This window comes from Rhodothermales bacterium (assembly GCA_041391505.1).
In the GTDB taxonomy this organism is placed as follows: domain Bacteria; phylum Bacteroidota; class Rhodothermia; order Rhodothermales; family JAHQVL01; genus JAWKNW01.
The window spans coordinates 12,085-27,175 of the sequence record JAWKNW010000044.1; the positions used below are offsets into that span (position 1 = coordinate 12,085).

Genomic DNA, 15,091 nt, shown 5'->3' on the forward strand with positions numbered 1-15,091 from the left:
TTTATATGCCAATCCGCTGCGCCTGGGTCACCGACGATCCGCTGTATCTGGCTTATCACGACGACGAGTGGGGCGTGCCGGTCCACGACGACCGCCGCCTCTTCGAGATGATCCTGCTCGAAGGCGCCCAGGCCGGCCTGAGCTGGATCACCGTGCTCAAACGCCGCGAGGGATACCGCGCCGCCTACGACGGGTTCGACCCGGAAAAAATCGCGCGCTGGGACGACGCCAGATGCGACGCCCTCCTGCAAGACCCCCGCATCATCCGGAATCGGCTCAAGGTGGAAGCCGCGCGCAAAAATGCAATCGCATACCTGGATATCCTCCAGGAAACGGGCAGCTTTTCGACGTATTTGTGGCAGTTCGTCGGCGGAACGCCGATCCACAATCACTGGAAGACCATCCGCGACGCGCCCACGTCCACCCCGGAATCCGACGCCATGAGCCGGGCGCTCAAGAAGCGCGGATTCACCTTCGTCGGCTCCACGATCTGCTACGCCTTCATGCAGGCGGTCGGCATGGTGAACGATCATACGACGGACTGCTTTCGGTACACGTCGGGCCGCTAATCCGGTCTTTATTTCGTCGCCCCGCAACCCGCCGGCCGTCGCGCCGTCTGTTACTATTAATTCCTTAGTATTGACAAGCCTGCGATGCGATCGTATGTTTGGGCTGTGTCTACTAATTCTTTAATAGAAACACATGGCGCGTAAAACATCGACCACCCTCACCGACGCCGAGCTGCGGCTCATGGACATCGTGTGGGATCTTGGCCCGGCCACCGTTCAGCACGTCGTGGACGCCCTCCCGGCCGACGAGCCGCTCGCGTACAGCACGGTCCTGACCATGATGCGGATCCTGGAGCGCAAGGGATATCTGGCCCATTCGAAAGAAGGTCGCGCCTTTATCTACCGGCCCCTGATCGGACGCGACGAGGCCCGCAAGGGCGCGCTGAAGCATATCATCCAGCGCTTTTTCGACGACTCCCCGGAGCTGCTGGTGCTCAATCTGATGGAAAACGACGCGATCGACGCGAAGGACCTGGATCGGTTGAAGGCCCTGCTCGATGCGGCTTCGGAGGACGAATAATGATACATCTGGAAGGTATCGATCGGCTCACGGCCGGCATGCTGTCGGGCGTGATGAACGGGGTCTTGCCGGGCGTGCTGCTGGTCGCGGCGGTATGGGGCGTCATGCGCTGGCTGATCCGGCCCGTGAACGCGACGACCCGCTACCTGGTCTGGTCCGCCACGCTCGCGGTGTGCGTGGGCATCATGGTGGTGTATTTCCGGGTCGATCCCGGGGATGGCGTGGCGGAGACGCCGCATCGGGAAGAGCGCGCGAGTCTGCCTCCGGCCCCGGCGAAGCCCGAGGACGCGACGAGCGTGGCAGCGGACGCGCCGCGCACATCGATTTCCGGCGTGGAAGCGCCCGCGGTTCGGGCGATGCCGGGGCAGGTGGCGCGGCGTATCGAGGGGCCGTCGCTCAGTTTGCCCTGGCGACAGGGGCTTCTGGCGCTCTGGGCGCTGATCGCATGCGCCCTGTTGCTGCGTGTTGGGATCGGGTGGGCGAAGGTGCGGCGGATGAAAGCACGCAGCCGGCAGGCGCCGGCGCCGGTGTTGGCGATCCTCGACCGCGCCCTGCAGCGCGCCCTGCAGCGCACAGAGGCGTCGCGCGCGATCCGGCTGGGCATCTCGGATGAGATCGGCACGGCCGCCGCCATCGGTTTCGCGACGCCGACCATCCTCGTCCCTCAAACCATGATCGAGACGCTCGACGAAGAGGAACTCGAGCAGGTCGTGCTTCATGAAGCGGCGCATCTGTTGCGCCGCGACGATTACACGATGCTGATCCAGCACGTGATCGTGGCGATCTTCTTTTTTCATCCCGGGGTGTTGCTGCTGAGCCGGTGGATGAGTCGGGACCGCGAGTTCGCCGCTGACGACTGGGTGGTCGCCCTGACGCGTCGGCCCCGGGCCTACGCCGCCTGTCTCGTCAAGCTGACCCAGCAGCGCGCCCGCTCGCTTTCGTTCGCCCCGGGTATGGGTACCCGGAAGAACCAGTTGATCGAGCGCGTGACCACCATCCTGGATCGCGAGCGGCCCGTGTCCCGGTCGGTCTCGCAGGCTACGTTCCTGGCGATACTCGCCGGCTCGCTTGTCTTCGCCGGCGCGGCGGTCCGTTTGGCGCCCGTCATCGCGATACCCGTGCAGGAGGCGATGGCGCAGCCGTCGTCCGCTTCCGCTGCGCCGGTCGCGGTCATGTCGCCGAGCAGTGCGTCGGACACGACGGGTCCGGCGGGCGCCCCTGTCGCCTCGGTCGCCCCGGATCGGGCCGTTCCCCCCTCGGCGCCCGCGGCGGCAGCAACGGTGGAGTCGGTTCAGGGCGTGGCGCCGGTCGAACGCATCAGGCCGGTGGCGGTGCAGTCCGAGCCCGTATCCCCCGCGGACGCGATCGCGCTGCCCGAACCGGCGCATGATGTTCGGAGGGTCGATCCCGGGCTCAGCGCCGCCTCCATCCGCAAGCTGTTGCTGGCGGCCGGACGCATCGCGTCCAGCGGAGATCGCGCGCAGATCCTGGTGGAGGCGTCGGTCCGGCTGCCGGCGGATGACGCCGTCTACGAAGCCTATATCGAGACGGCGTCGGCCGTCCCGTCCTCGGGCGATCGCCTGCGCGCGCTCACCGCGTTGATCGAAGGGCGCGGACTGAATCCTTCGGTGGCCGCGTCGTTCCTGGCCGCGGCAAAGGGCATCCCCTCACAGGGCGACCGGGGTCTTCTGCTGGAGCGTGCGTTGGAGCGGGGAGCCATCCCGCTGGACGACGAAGCCACGCGGGATGCGTTTTTCGATGTCGCCCAGACCCTCTCTTCCGATACGTTCAAGCGGATCACCACCGCGCTCATCAAACGGGCCCGGTAAGACGGCCCCATCCTGTCACCTTGCATCGCACCTTCCGCGTGACGCCAGAGGTATCCATCATGACAATGCGTTCCATCCTGCTATCCACCCTGGTTCTGGCGACACTGGCCGGTTTCGGCACGCCGGCAAGCGCCCAGCACACCGGTTTCGGCACGTCGCGAATCGTCCAGAACGAACCCGGCTACAAGCTGGATATCACCTACAGCGGCGAGATCCATCTGAACGACGACGATACGGACATCCGATCCATCTCGTCGGGTGGATACATCGACATCCTCGAAAATACCCGCAGGGACGACCGCCGGCTGCGGATCGAGCCCGGGTCGGGCGGCCGGCTGGTGTACAGCTACCGCCTGAACGGCAAGACGACGGACTGGGCGGAGGCCGATCGGGCCTGGTATGCGACAATGATCCTGCGCATCGCGCGCGCCGGCATCGATGCGGAAGCCCGTGCGGAACGCTTCACGCGGCGCGGGGCAAACGCTCTGCTGGACGAAGTGGAGGCGATCGGCAGCAGCGGCGTAAAAACGACCTACATGCTGGTGCTGTTCGATAAGGCCCGTCTGTCGACGGACGAACTCGTGCGGGCCGCCCGGGTAGCGCAGGAGATTCCGTCGAGCGGCGACCGCACCCGGGTGCTGATCGCTTCGGCCGAGCAGTCGCTGGGCGCGTTCGACGCCATTATGCCTTATTTCGACGCCATCCGCTCGATCCCGTCCTCGGGCGACAAGACAAAGGCGCTCGTGTATCTCGCCGAGCGCAAGATGCTCGAGGAGAAGGCGGCCTACCATGCCGCCCTGCAGGCCGGGGCCAGCATCCCCTCGTCGGGCGATCGGGCGAACTTTCTGGTCAGCCTGGCCGATTCGCGCGATCTGGATGCCGAGTACCTGGATGTCGTGAGCACCGTCCCGTCCTCGGGCGACAAGACGAAGGTGCTGCTCCATCTGGTCGAGCGCCGGCTCCTGGCGTCCCGCGCCATGTACGAGGCCGCGATGCATACGGCCGCCACGATTCCGTCTTCGGGCGACCGGGCGCGCTTCCTGACGGCGGCGGCGCCGGCCTATCTCGAGGCCGCCCGCGAGGCTTTTTTCGACGCCGTGCGCGGTATTCCGTCTTCGGGGGACAAGATGGGGGTGCTGATCGCGCTGCTGGATGACACCACCCTGGAGGCTTCGTCGCTCGCCATGCTCCTTGAGACGGCGCGGAGCATCTCGTCGTCCGGCGACAAGGCGCGCGTGCTCATTGCCGCCGCACCGCGCGTGGCCGGCAACGACGCGCTGGTCGATGTCTATCTCGAGACGGCCAATACGATCTCCTCCTCGGGCGATCAGAAGCGCGCGTTGTCGGCGTTGCTCAACTGAGGCAAATCGGTTTCAATTCCCGCATAGCACGGCCATCCCCTGCGTTCCGCGAGGCGTCAGGCGGCGCCGGCCGGCGTTCCGCGTACCTCGTTTCACGCCTTCCCATCGGCCGGTCCTGTTGCAGCATGGGGCCGGCCGTACGTTTCGTGGAGGCATCCAAACGCCCGGTCGGGTTTTTTACATCGTGCCGGGCGTTGCCCGCGGAGGCGCGCCGTTCGTCCGATGCAGGATGCGGGGATGCCGGATTTTACATCCAGGGCACCCTTTTTCGTTAGAAATCCGGCATCTTACCTCCCGCATGCTCGCATCGCTACGAAGGCGTGCGTGCCGTCACCTCGTTGATGCTTCCCGCTCCCTTGTGTGCCGCCGCGCGCCGTGCGTTGCATCGTAGACGCGCCGTGGGTACTTTGTTTACGGCGCGGTCTGACGATCGAACCGCGCCGCGGCATCGACCCTCTTCAGCAGGGGTGCCACGCACCACCACTGGCGCGGCGCCCGCTATCGGGATGTATCATGGGCGGTATCGACCGCATGAAGCTCAATTTCGAGGAAACGGGAAGCTATACGCGCGACCCCGAAGCCGACCAGTTGTTGCGGGAAGACGGTAACGCGCTGCTCATCGGTACCTTGCTCGATCAGCAGGTGCGGGCCGAGGTAGCCTTTTCAGGTCCGCTCAAGCTGAAGCAGCGGCTCAAGCACCTCGATCTCACGAAGATAAGTGCGATGGATCCCGAGCGTTTCGCCGCGGTGTGCGCCGAAAAGCCCGGGATTCACCGGTACGCCAACATGATGGCCGGCCGCATCCAGAAACTCGCCGAGACCCTCCTCGCCGAATACGGCGGAGACGGGAGCACGGTGTGGACCGCCGCCTCCGATGCGCGCGATTTCGAGAAACGCGCGAAAGCGCTTCCCGGATTCGGTCCCGGAAAAGTGCAAACCCTCCGGCACGCGCTCGAGGTGTTCCAGAACGTTGCCTTCCATTGACATAGATCCTGCCCGCCACGGGATCGGAGTGCGCCGGATAGCCGGCGGACGCCTGCTCCTGCGCAACCCTTGTATCACGCTCCATCCAACGTATTTCGTCATGCCCCGCATCCGAATCACCTCTCTCCTTGCTCTCGCGTTCCTGTGGGCCTCCTGCTCGGGACTCGACGCATCCAAAAACGAAGTCAAGGCGCCTCCCACGGTGAAGCTGCCGACCGGCTTTTCCTACGACCACCTCTATTCGCCCTCGGACAACGAGCAGGGCACCTGGGTCGCCCTCACGTTCGACGACAAGGGCCGCCTCATCGCCTCGGATCAGCACGGCGGCCTATACCGGATCACGATGCCGGCCATCGGCGCGGCCGGCAAGACGGTCTCCGAGCCGATCGACCTCGAGATCGGCATGGCGCAGGGGTTGCTCTGGGCGTTCAATAGCCTGTATGTGGTCGTCAACAGCCAGGAAGGCATCGGCGGGCACAGCAACGGCGTCTACCGCCTGCTGGACACCGACGGCGACGACCACCTCGACAAGATCGTGACGCTGCACCAGTTCACGGGCGCGCCCGGCGAACACGGCCCGCACTCGATCATCCTGGCGCCCGACGGCAAGACCCTCTACCTGATCGCCGGCAACCACACGGACGTGCCGAACTACGAAAACTCGCTCGTCCCGACGACCTGGGCCGAAGACCAGCTCGTGCCCCGCATCGTCGACCCGCGCGGCCACGCCATCGACCGGATGGCGCCCGGCGGATGGGTCGCCCGGATGGATGAAAACGGCAACGGGCTGGAGCTCGTCAGCGCCGGCTACCGCAATCCGTTCGACCTCGCCTTCAACGCCGACGACGAACTCTTCGTGTTCGACGCCGACATGGAGTGGGACCTCGGGATGCCCTGGTACCGCCCGATCCGCGTCGTGCACGCCACCAGCGGCAGCGAATTCGGATGGCGGACCGGGTCCGGCAAGTGGCGGGCGAACTATCCGGACAACCTGCCCGCGATCGTCGATATCGGCCAGGGCTCCCCGACGTCGGTCCTGATGGGCAATACGCTGAAATTCCCCCAGCGCTACCAGCGCGGCATGTTCGCGTTCGACTGGAGCTTCGGCACGATTTACTGGGTGGACCTCATCGCGGAGGGCAGCACCTATCGCGGCGAGCTGGAGGAATTCCTCTCCGGCGTGCCGCTGCCCGTGACGGACGGCGTGGCCGGCCCCGACGGCGCGCTGTACTTCGCGACCGGCGGCCGCAACCTGGAGTCGCACCTGTATCGCGTCTACTACACCGGCACGGAATCCACCGAGCGGTTGATCTACAAACAGCCCCGGCACGAGCGGGACATCCGGCACATGCTGGAAGCGTTCCACGGCCGGCGTGACGCCGAGGCGGTCCCGACGGCCTGGTTCTACCTCAATCATCCGGATCGCTTCATCCGCTACGCCGCCCGCGTGGCCATCGAGCACCAGCCGGTCGACACCTGGAAGAACCGCGTCTTCGTCGACCCCGATCCGATCCGCCGCATCAACGGCGTGATCGCGCTCGCACACCAGGGCGATGCCTCGATGCGCGACGCCGCGCTCGATGCGCTCTGGCGCGTCGACTACAACGCGCTGACCGAGGCGCAGCAGGTCGACCTGCTGCGGTCGTACGCGCTCGTCTTCATCCGGCTCGGCGAACCCGACGCCGCGTGGCGTCAGCGGGTCGTCAACCAGATCTCGCCGGCGTTTCCGTCGGAATCCGAGAACCTGAACCGCGAACTCAGCCTGGTGCTGAGCTACCTCGGCGCTCCCGGCGTCAACGAGACGACGCTCACGCTGCTGGAAACGGCGCGCGGCGGGCAGGGCAGCGTCCCGATCCTGACGGACGAACTCACGGCCCGTAGCGAGCAGTATGGCAAAGCCATCATCGAGATGCGCGGCAACATGCCCTCGGCGCAGGAAATCGCCTACGCCTACAACCTGAGCCACAGCAAGGAAGCCTGGAGCGAGACTCAGCTTCGGCGCTACTTCCAGTGGTTCTTCGAGGCGCTTCAGAAGAAGGGCGGCGCGAGCTATCGGCCGTTCATCGAAAACATCCGGGCGAACGCCGTCGAGAATATCCCCGAAAGCCAGCTCGAAGCCATCGCCGACCTGGTGGGCGAATTCAGCGGCAAGCAGGGCGTCGACTTCGCCTCGCTGCCGCAGCCGGTAGGCCCCGGCAAGAACTGGAACCGGGGTGAGATCGGCCGGCTGCTGCGCGACCGCGTCGTCGAAGGCAAGGAAGTCCGCGACCTCGCGAACGGCGAGCGGATGTACCAGGCCTCGCTCTGCGCCGCCTGCCACACCATGCAGGGACAGGGCGGCAACATCGGCCCCGAGCTGACGACCGTCGGCAAGCGCTTCTCGCGGAACGACCTCGTCACGGCGATCACCCTGCCCAGCGACGCGGTGTCGGACCAGTACGCGTCGACCATCTTCACCCGGAAGGACGGGTCGCAGGTGATGGGGCGCGTCGTGAAACGCGAAAACGGGGTGATCACCGTGAACGTTAATCCGTTCGATCCGGCGACCGTCATGACGGTCCAGGAAAGCGAGGTCGACAAGGAGGAAGTCTCCCCGATTTCGCCGATGCCGGCCCGGTTGATCGACCGGCTGAACGAAGATGAAATGCTCGACCTGATCGTCTACGTCCTCGCCGGGGGCGATCCGGAGCACGAGCTGTACCATCCGGAACGCGCTTCGGAATAAGCCAACGCCGCATGATCGAACTGCACCGCACAGCCGGCTCCGAAGCCGGCGACGCTCTCGAAGAAACGCTGCGCGATCTGTGCGTTGCCCATCGTGTCGTGACCGTGGAGGCGGGGGGCGATCCCCCGCCTCCCTTCCTCCTGGAGGGAGGACGACGGTATGCCGGCGCGGAGATCCCGCCTTTCCTCGACATCCTCCGCGCCGAACTCCAGGCCAATCGCCTCGTTTCCGGCGACGCCTGCTACATCGATCCGCGCAACGGCCGCGTCTGTTGATGCCGGCAAGATGTTAAAACTTTTACCTGTCAGGCTGTTTGCGCCTGTTATTCGACGGTGGGCCCTATATTTTTGATGGAATTCGTGGCATCCATCAACTGAACCCAACGTCCAATCATGACCGCAACCTATCGCCTGCGCGTCGCCTCGCTGATAACCGGCCTCACGCTGTTCGTCGTTCCGACGTATGGCCAGCAGATGGCCGAGCCTGTCGACGAAGCGGTGGTCGAGCAAATCAAGAAAGAAGGGCTGGAAAACAGCCATGTCATGGAGTACCTGAGCTGGATGACCGACGTCTACGGTCCCCGGCTCACCGGCTCGCCGATGCTCGACAAAGCGAGCGACTGGGCTGCCGGCGAGATGACGTCCATCGGGCTGACCAACGTCCACAAGGACGACTGGGGCCCGTTCGGCAAAGGCTGGACGCTCGAATCGTTCTCGATCGTGGCGAAGACGCCCGACGGCGGCTTCCCGGTCGTCGCCTACCCGAAAGCATGGTCCGCCGGCACGCCGGGGCCCGTCAGCGGCCAGGTGGTGCGGATCGAGGTGGAATCGCTGGAAGAACTCGAGCCGTACCGCGGCAAGTTGAAAGACAAGATCGTCTTCTCGCAGAGCATCCGTGAACTCGAAGAGCCCTTCGAGCCGACGGCGCGCCGGCTGGACGACTCCGATCTGCTGCGCCTCGCCACGGCCGTGCCGCGCACGGGCGGCGGCAACTTCCGGGGCGGCCAGGGCGGCGCGATGCAGCTCCAGCGCCAGATCGCGAACTTCATCCTCGAGGAACGTCCCCTCGCCGTGATCGACCGCGGCACGAAGGGGGATTACGGGACCATCTTCGTGTCGAGTGCGAGCATTCCCTCGGAGCAAGGCGCGAGCATCCGCGACGTCGACGCGCCGGCGTCGGTCCCGCAGTTCACCATGGCCGTCGAGCACTACAACCGCATCATGCGGCTGCTCGACAAGGACATTCCGGTCTCGATCGCCCTCGATCTGAAGGTGTCGTTCAAGACCGACGACCCGATGGAGTACAACATCATCGGCGAAATCGCCGGCACGGATCCGCAGATCGGCGAGGAGCTGGTCATGCTAGGCGCGCACTACGACTCGTGGCACGCCGGCACCGGCGCGACCGACAACGCCTCCGGATCCGCCGTCATGATGGAGGCCATGCGCATCCTGAAGGCGGTGTACGACGCCAAAGGCCAGGGGCCGCGCCGCACGATCCGGATCGCCTTGTGGACCGGGGAGGAGCAGGGGCTGCTCGGCTCCCGCGCGTACGTGGGCGAGCACTTCGCCGAGTCGGCCGGCCGCGGCCAGCCGCCGTCCCGCCTGCTGCCCGACCACGAGAAGTTTTCGGGCTATTTCAATATGGATAACGGCACGGGCAAGATCCGCGGCGTCTACATGCAGGGCAACGAAGCCGTCGCGCCGATTTTCCGCGCCTGGCTCGCGCCCTTCAACGACATGGGCGCCGCGACGCTGACCCTGAACAACACGGGCGGCACGGACCACCTCTCGTTCGACGCCGTCGGGCTGCCGGGCTTCCAGTTCATCCAGGAGCCGATCGCCTACAGCCCCAAGACGCACCACTCGAACATGGACGTCTACGACCACACGATCGCCGACGACCTGAAGCAGGCCGCCACGATCATCGCGTCGTTCGTCTACCACACCGCGCAGCGGGACGAGAAGCTGCCCCGCAAGCCCATGCCGGCGCCGCCCGGGCCGTGATTGCTGGTGGGGGTTTGGGAGTATGGGGGTTTGGGTGTAGCAGGCGCTGCCACACCCCCGCACTCCCAAACTCCCGAACCCCAGCCTCCCCCTCTCAAAAACCCGCGTACTCCTGCTTCAGGATGCCGTACAGCTCCGCGTCCTCGAACCGGTTGAAGCGGAGGTAATGCTGTCGCTGGCAGCCCTCGTGCCGCATGCCGATCTTGACCAGGATTTTTCCCGATGCGGGATTGCTGCTGAAGTGCGCGGCGTAGATCCGGTTTAGCCCCAGGTCGTTGAAGCCGTACCGCACCGCCGCATGCGCGGCTTCGGTGGCGTAGCCCATCCCCCAGTACGTTACGCCGAGCCAGTAGCCGAGCTGGGCGTGGTGATAGGCCGGCTCGATCATCAATCCGATCGAACCCATCAGGTGCGACGTTTCGCGGTGGACGATGGCGAAGTTGGTCAGTTTGCCGGCGAGGTAGTCTTCCTCCTGGTGCCGGATCCACGCCTCGGCATGGCTGGCTTTGTAGGGATAGGGGAGGAAAGTCCCGCGAGCGACCGCTTCGCTGCCGGCGAGCCGCTCCACGTCGGCGGCGTCGTCGCGTGTAAAGCCGCGAAGCAGCAGCCGGTCGGTTTCCAGGACGGGGTGCGTCCGCATGGCTGGCGATGGAGGGTGGCAGATCGGTCAGGCGCTGCGCATGCCGTTCAGATGCCACCGCATGAGGAGACCGCCGAGGAAGCCGGCGGCGGTGAACACGACGGCACCGATCGCGCCGACGGATTCAATGACCGAAAAGCGCGTCATATAAGCAAGTCCGAAGACGGCCGCCGCCGCGGCCCCCCACAACAGGGGCTCCCAGCCGAACACACGCTTGGGCGTCGTCGCCGGCCTGGCAAACAGCCTCAGATCGCGAAACCGGTCGTATTCCCAGCAAAGCAGAAAGATCGAGGCGAGCAGCATCAGGCCCGTGATGTAGGGCGTGCCGGTGAAGTGCAGCGAAACGGTGATGATGAAGATGTTCAGGATGATCGGAAAATAGACGACCGCGCCGAGCGCCGTGGTGCGCGGGATCAAGAGCAGCAGCGCCGCCGTTACTTGCGCCAGACCGATGAAGCGATAATAGAATCCGGATTGGTAGAGCGCTTCGAAGAAATACCCGATCGGCGTGTCGGGTGAGATCGACGTGAACCGGTTGCCCAGCACTTTCGTGAGCCCCGACGGAAGAAAGGCGGCCGCCAGCAGGAGCCGGGATACCACGGCCAGACGCTGCCACACAGGATTTCGCGTAACGCGTGCGTGGAATCGGGCAATAAAATGGGTATCCTTAGCATCTTGTCCCGTAGTTTCGGATTCCATCGTCATCATATTGCGTACCTACCCCTATGTTTGTCGGTCATTATGCCGTCAGTATGGCGCTGAAAAGCAAGGATAAGAAGGCCTCGCTGGGTGTTCTGTTTCTTGCCGTACAGTTCGTCGATATCCTGTTCTTCCCGCTGGCGGTGTTTGGCGTCGAGCGGTTTCGTATCGAGGAGAACTATACCGCGGCATCCGATCTGGTTCTCGAGTACATGCCCTTCACCCACAGCCTCGCGGCGGCGCTGGTATGGGGCCTGATCGCCTTCGTGGTCTTCCGGCTGTACGCCGGCGGTCGCCGGCTGCCGGCCGTCATGGCGGTCGCGGTGGCCTCGCACTGGTTCCTCGATCTCATCGTCCACACCCCGGACCTGCCGCTGCTGTTCGACGACGGGCCGAAAGTCGGATTCGGTCTGTGGAATTACCCGGCGATCACGTTCGTACTGGAATCCGTACTGCTCGTCATCGGCCTGAGCATGTACATGCGCGCTACCCATGCCCGGACACGCATCGGGCAGTACGGCATGCCGGCGCTCGTCGTTGCGCTCGTCGTGATAAATGCCATCAACCTGTTCGGCGCGCCGCCCGACGAGACCATCCGCGCGCTGGCGGCCTCCGCGCTGATGCTCTATTTCGCCATCGCGACGCTCGCTTTCTGGCTGGACCGCCACCGGGGGTAGGGGCGTAAGGCGGTTCAAGGTCAAAGGTTCAGGGTTTAACGCGGGCCTCCTTGAACATCCTTCCTTGAGAAACTGTTGAGAAATAAAAAAGGGTTGTCTTCCTGAGCCCCCGGCGCTTGCGACGGGGTTGTCGAAAGCCCGCTCTCGCGAACGCGGGGGACCTCCCGAATCACTCGCGCAGGGCTCCCATGAGCGTCTCACGGTGGTTCGAGAGGTCTCCCCGCGTTCGCGCGGACGGGCATTCATCACGCCCACAGCAAGCGGAGAGCGGTTCAGGATGACGCGCCGAGAAGGATTTTTGAAAATCCCAACCGTTTCTCAGGATTTAATGCGGGCCTCCTTGAACATCCTTCCTTAAACGTCGAACATAGGGATTCACCAGAATCCCTCCTTTCGCCTCACACCCACACATCGTTCCGGGCCGTCCGGTCGCCGCCGGCGTCGCCCGTGTTCACCACGCCGCGCGGCTCGATGACGAGCACGTGGCATTCCTCGCGCGCGATGGGACGGTGCTCCACGCCACGCGGCACGACGTACATCTCACCCTCGTTCAGCGACACCTCGCCATCCCGGAACTGGATCACGAGCATCCCCTTCAGCACGATGAATGCCTCGTCGGTGTCCGCATGGCTGTGCCACACGAACTTGTCCCGCACTTTCACCAGCTTGAACTGATAGTCGTTGAGTTCGGCGACGACACGGGGTGACCAGAGCTCGTCGAATAGCAGGAGTTTGTCGGCGAAGTTGATGGGCTGGTAGGGCATCGAGGTCGTTCCGGTCTGCGTCTGGGCCGATGGCGGTTGATTCCGAGGACGCCGGCGCCTAGTTGGACGCCGGCACGGCGGGGCGGAAGGTCAGTACGCCGCGGTCGTACCGAAGCGTCAGGGTCTCATCGACGATCGAATAGGCATCGATGTGTTGCAGCGCCTCGCTGTAACGGCCTTCCACCTGCGCCGGATACGGCTGGCACGCGATCTCCGTCTGGGTCAGCTCCGTGAATTGGACCGATTCGCCATCGATCCGGGCGGTGCCGCTGAAGAGGTTGCAACCCAGGAAACCGTGCACGGCAAGCGTCTGCGCGCCGGCATCGGATGGCGCGAAATGCATATCCGGCATGCGCTGCCCGAGACGGTCGCGTTCGGGGACGATGCGTGTTCCTTCGACATCGAGCAGGATCAGTTCCCACGACGTGTCCGGAGCCAGCCTGTCACTCGTCTGGGCGTCGCCGTAGATCGAACAGGATGCAAGCCAGAGCATGCATCCGATGAATAACGCAAACCGGGTAGGCATGGTGTGTGAGGAGCGCAGGTTCTGAACGGACGTTTTTTATCTTGGACCGGGTATGCCGGCGGGCGATTCCCGGTCAGGCCCGGTGATAATCCGGCCGCCAGGTTTTGACCGCCTGTTTGATGGCTTTGTTGCTCAGGCCGTCGGCCGCGGCGCGTTCGGCCAGGGCGGGCAATTCGCCGTCGGCGGCGAAACGCAGCGCGATGATCTGCGACATCGTGAGGCGCTGGTCGAGGAGCTTGCCGGTGAGGACGTAATGCCGGAAATTTTCCTCCGCGCGGATCGCCCGGTCCTGCGCCCGCAGCGCGAAGGCGCGGGCGTAATAGAACAGCATCGACAGACACACCAGCACGATGGCGATCAGCGACGCGTCGTAAATGCTCTCGCCGCGCTCGTAGGTGAGCATCAGGTTGATGACCGCACCTACGAAGGAAGCAAGGATGAGTGCCGAGAGGAAGATGTGGAAGCCTGGCACCACGCGGGTGTGGTTGGCGAAGGTTTGCTCACGCATGGGGAAGTACCGGAATAGGTATGGAGTGGGGGGTCAGCGAGCCGGCTGGAGCAAGCCCAGTATCACGCCGTTCGGGTCCGCGCAGTACAGATGCCGGCCGACCCCGGGGATATCGTTTGGACCCATCACAAGTTTCCCGCCGGCCGCCTCGACGCGTTTTAATGCCTCGTCGACCGACACGACCTCGACCGTGTTGATGACGGCCTGCGGCATATGATTATGCATCACCGCTCCGTTGATACCGGGTGTGCCTTCCGGACCCGTTGTCATGAGCCAGTAATTCTGCGGGCCGTCCCACGTGGCGACATCCCACCCGAAGACAGCTTTGTAAAATGCGGCGGACTGCTCGGGGTGTTCGGTAAGGATTTCGAAATGGATGGGACGTCCCATGGCGTTGATTGGTGTTTATAGGTGAACAGGCGATGTTGGATCTCGGGTTAAAACATGGCCGCGCGTACCTCGCCGACGAAGCGCTTCAGCTTCGGCATCGGGTCGCCCGGACCCAGCGTCTCGAGCGGAATGTAGCCTCTGTAGGCCGATTCCTGCAGGATGGCGGCGATCTTGCTCAGGTCGGTCCGCTCTTCGGACGCGCCGCGGAACACCGTCTCTTTGATCTGCCAGGTATAGGCATAACGCGCCAGGCGCGCCACTTCCTCGTACGGATCGCCCACCCGCAGGCTGCCGATGTCCAGGTTTAGCCCCAGCCAGTCGGAGTCCACCCGGTCGAGCAGCCGAACCACGTCGTCGGACGTCTTCAGGAATTCGTTGTGGGGCTGGTAGACGATCATGACGCCGCGTTCGCGCCCGTAGAGCACGCATTCGCGGACCGCATCGACCAGCCGGTCGAAGAACACCCTGCGCATGGCTTCGTCAGCCGGCTCCTGCCGGCCGTCGAAGATCCGGATGACCGGCGCGTCCAGTTTGGCGGCCACATCGATCCAGCGTTTCACATGGGCGATCTCGGCTTCGCGTTCGGCCGGCGTCGGCAGCGTGAAGTCGTTGCGGACGCCCGTGCCGCTGATGTCCAGCCCCAGCCTGAACGCGTGTTTCTTGATGTGAAACACGTACGCATCCTCGGGCGGCTCGGGGTAGCCGGTGAAGTAGTACCCGGTCGGGTCCACGGCGTCGAAGCCCAGTTCGGCGCAGGCCTCGATGGCCTGTTCGAGCGTCATGGCGCCGCCACGCAGCGGCTCGTTGAACGAGAACATGTTGCAACTGAGCTTCAGATGACCGGGCAGCGGTCTGCCGGCGTGAGCGGGTTGCAGCGGCTCGGCGTCGGTCGC

General features: G+C 64.6%; 16 protein-coding genes. 9 read left to right on the forward strand and 7 right to left on the reverse strand.

Going from position 1 to position 15,091, the window contains the following annotated elements; translation table 11 throughout:
• The first annotated feature begins 5 nt into the window (after positions 1-5).
• The 8 genes from R2834_23695 to R2834_23730 all read left to right on the forward strand — a co-directional run bounded on the left by R2834_23695 (position 6) and on the right by R2834_23730 (position 9,994).
• A complete protein-coding gene (locus tag R2834_23695) occupies positions 6-569 on the forward strand; it encodes a DNA-3-methyladenine glycosylase I (protein ID MEZ4703354.1) in 564 nt (187 codons plus the stop codon).
• Between the two features lie 133 nt (positions 570-702).
• Positions 703-1,089 (forward strand): BlaI/MecI/CopY family transcriptional regulator, encoded by a 387-nt coding sequence (locus tag R2834_23700; GenBank protein ID MEZ4703355.1) that lies wholly within the window; start codon positions 703-705, stop codon positions 1,087-1,089.
• The gene (locus R2834_23705) at positions 1,089-2,918 is read left to right on the forward strand and encodes a M56 family metallopeptidase (protein MEZ4703356.1); all 1,830 of its coding nucleotides are present in this window, start codon (positions 1,089-1,091) and stop codon (positions 2,916-2,918) included. The genes R2834_23700 and R2834_23705 overlap by 1 nt, the downstream gene beginning before the upstream one ends.
• Positions 2,919-2,977: 59 nt before the next feature.
• Positions 2,978-4,279, forward strand: a complete 1,302-nt coding sequence (locus R2834_23710) for a hypothetical protein (GenBank protein ID MEZ4703357.1) — start codon at positions 2,978-2,980, stop codon at positions 4,277-4,279.
• A 531-nt stretch (positions 4,280-4,810) separates the two neighbouring features.
• Positions 4,811-5,263 (forward strand): HhH-GPD-type base excision DNA repair protein, encoded by a 453-nt coding sequence (locus tag R2834_23715; GenBank protein ID MEZ4703358.1) that lies wholly within the window; start codon positions 4,811-4,813, stop codon positions 5,261-5,263.
• A gap of 100 nt (positions 5,264-5,363) precedes the next feature.
• On the forward strand, positions 5,364-7,988 hold the full coding sequence (locus R2834_23720) for a c-type cytochrome (protein ID MEZ4703359.1): 2,625 nt from the start codon (positions 5,364-5,366) through the stop codon (positions 7,986-7,988).
• Positions 7,989-7,999: 11 nt separating this feature from the next.
• Entirely contained in the window at positions 8,000-8,263 is a 264-nt protein-coding gene (locus R2834_23725; GenBank protein ID MEZ4703360.1) for a hypothetical protein, read from the forward strand.
• Between the two features lie 117 nt (positions 8,264-8,380).
• The gene (locus tag R2834_23730) at positions 8,381-9,994 is read left to right on the forward strand and encodes a M20/M25/M40 family metallo-hydrolase (protein ID MEZ4703361.1); all 1,614 of its coding nucleotides are present in this window, start codon (positions 8,381-8,383) and stop codon (positions 9,992-9,994) included.
• Between the two features lie 94 nt (positions 9,995-10,088).
• On the opposite strand, the gene R2834_23735 is transcribed toward R2834_23730, so the two are convergent.
• Positions 10,089-10,634, reverse strand: a complete 546-nt coding sequence (locus tag R2834_23735; protein ID MEZ4703362.1) for a GNAT family N-acetyltransferase — start codon at positions 10,632-10,634, stop codon at positions 10,089-10,091.
• A gap of 27 nt (positions 10,635-10,661) precedes the next feature.
• Positions 10,662-11,252, reverse strand: coding sequence for a DoxX family membrane protein (locus R2834_23740; protein ID MEZ4703363.1), 591 nt, complete (start codon positions 11,250-11,252; stop codon positions 10,662-10,664).
• Between the two features lie 107 nt (positions 11,253-11,359).
• On the opposite strand from R2834_23740, the gene R2834_23745 reads away from it, so the two are divergent.
• Positions 11,360-12,010, forward strand: a complete 651-nt coding sequence (locus R2834_23745; protein ID MEZ4703364.1) for a hypothetical protein — start codon at positions 11,360-11,362, stop codon at positions 12,008-12,010.
• A gap of 398 nt (positions 12,011-12,408) precedes the next feature.
• On the opposite strand, the gene R2834_23750 is transcribed toward R2834_23745, so the two are convergent.
• The 5 genes from R2834_23750 to R2834_23770 form a co-directional block, all read right to left on the reverse strand.
• Positions 12,409-12,774, reverse strand: a complete 366-nt coding sequence (locus R2834_23750; GenBank protein ID MEZ4703365.1) for a cupin domain-containing protein — start codon at positions 12,772-12,774, stop codon at positions 12,409-12,411.
• Between the two features lie 58 nt (positions 12,775-12,832).
• Positions 12,833-13,300, reverse strand: coding sequence for an META domain-containing protein (locus tag R2834_23755; GenBank protein MEZ4703366.1), 468 nt, complete (start codon positions 13,298-13,300; stop codon positions 12,833-12,835).
• Positions 13,301-13,373: 73 nt separating this feature from the next.
• The gene (locus tag R2834_23760) at positions 13,374-13,808 is read right to left on the reverse strand and encodes a DUF6526 family protein (GenBank protein MEZ4703367.1); all 435 of its coding nucleotides are present in this window, start codon (positions 13,806-13,808) and stop codon (positions 13,374-13,376) included.
• 33 nt (positions 13,809-13,841) lie between these two features.
• Positions 13,842-14,198, reverse strand: coding sequence for a VOC family protein (locus R2834_23765; protein MEZ4703368.1), 357 nt, complete (start codon positions 14,196-14,198; stop codon positions 13,842-13,844).
• Positions 14,199-14,245: 47 nt separating this feature from the next.
• Positions 14,246-15,091: sugar phosphate isomerase/epimerase family protein (locus R2834_23770; protein MEZ4703369.1), on the reverse strand; the 846-nt coding region annotated here is incomplete at its 5' end.

What these genes read in the sequence shown, in the direction of transcription:
- R2834_23755 (MEZ4703366.1), bottom strand. Translation starts at nt 13,300, where the DNA reads ATGCCTACCCGGTTTGCGTTATTCATCGGATGCATGCTCTGGCTTGCA.
- R2834_23735 (MEZ4703362.1), bottom strand. Translation starts at nt 10,634, where the DNA reads ATGCGGACGCACCCCGTCCTGGAAACCGACCGGCTGCTGCTTCGCGGC.
- R2834_23705 (MEZ4703356.1), top strand. Translation starts at nt 1,089, where the DNA reads ATGATACATCTGGAAGGTATCGATCGGCTCACGGCCGGCATGCTGTCG.
- R2834_23710 (MEZ4703357.1), top strand. Translation starts at nt 2,978, where the DNA reads ATGACAATGCGTTCCATCCTGCTATCCACCCTGGTTCTGGCGACACTG.
- R2834_23745 (MEZ4703364.1), top strand. Translation starts at nt 11,360, where the DNA reads ATGTTTGTCGGTCATTATGCCGTCAGTATGGCGCTGAAAAGCAAGGAT.
- R2834_23750 (MEZ4703365.1), bottom strand. Translation starts at nt 12,774, where the DNA reads ATGCCCTACCAGCCCATCAACTTCGCCGACAAACTCCTGCTATTCGAC.
- R2834_23700 (MEZ4703355.1), top strand. Translation starts at nt 703, where the DNA reads ATGGCGCGTAAAACATCGACCACCCTCACCGACGCCGAGCTGCGGCTC.
- R2834_23730 (MEZ4703361.1), top strand. Translation starts at nt 8,381, where the DNA reads ATGACCGCAACCTATCGCCTGCGCGTCGCCTCGCTGATAACCGGCCTC.
- R2834_23760 (MEZ4703367.1), bottom strand. Translation starts at nt 13,808, where the DNA reads ATGCGTGAGCAAACCTTCGCCAACCACACCCGCGTGGTGCCAGGCTTC.
- R2834_23725 (MEZ4703360.1), top strand. Translation starts at nt 8,000, where the DNA reads ATGATCGAACTGCACCGCACAGCCGGCTCCGAAGCCGGCGACGCTCTC.
- R2834_23715 (MEZ4703358.1), top strand. Translation starts at nt 4,811, where the DNA reads ATGAAGCTCAATTTCGAGGAAACGGGAAGCTATACGCGCGACCCCGAA.
- R2834_23695 (MEZ4703354.1), top strand. Translation starts at nt 6, where the DNA reads ATGCCAATCCGCTGCGCCTGGGTCACCGACGATCCGCTGTATCTGGCT.
- R2834_23765 (MEZ4703368.1), bottom strand. Translation starts at nt 14,198, where the DNA reads ATGGGACGTCCCATCCATTTCGAAATCCTTACCGAACACCCCGAGCAG.
- R2834_23720 (MEZ4703359.1), top strand. Translation starts at nt 5,364, where the DNA reads ATGCCCCGCATCCGAATCACCTCTCTCCTTGCTCTCGCGTTCCTGTGG.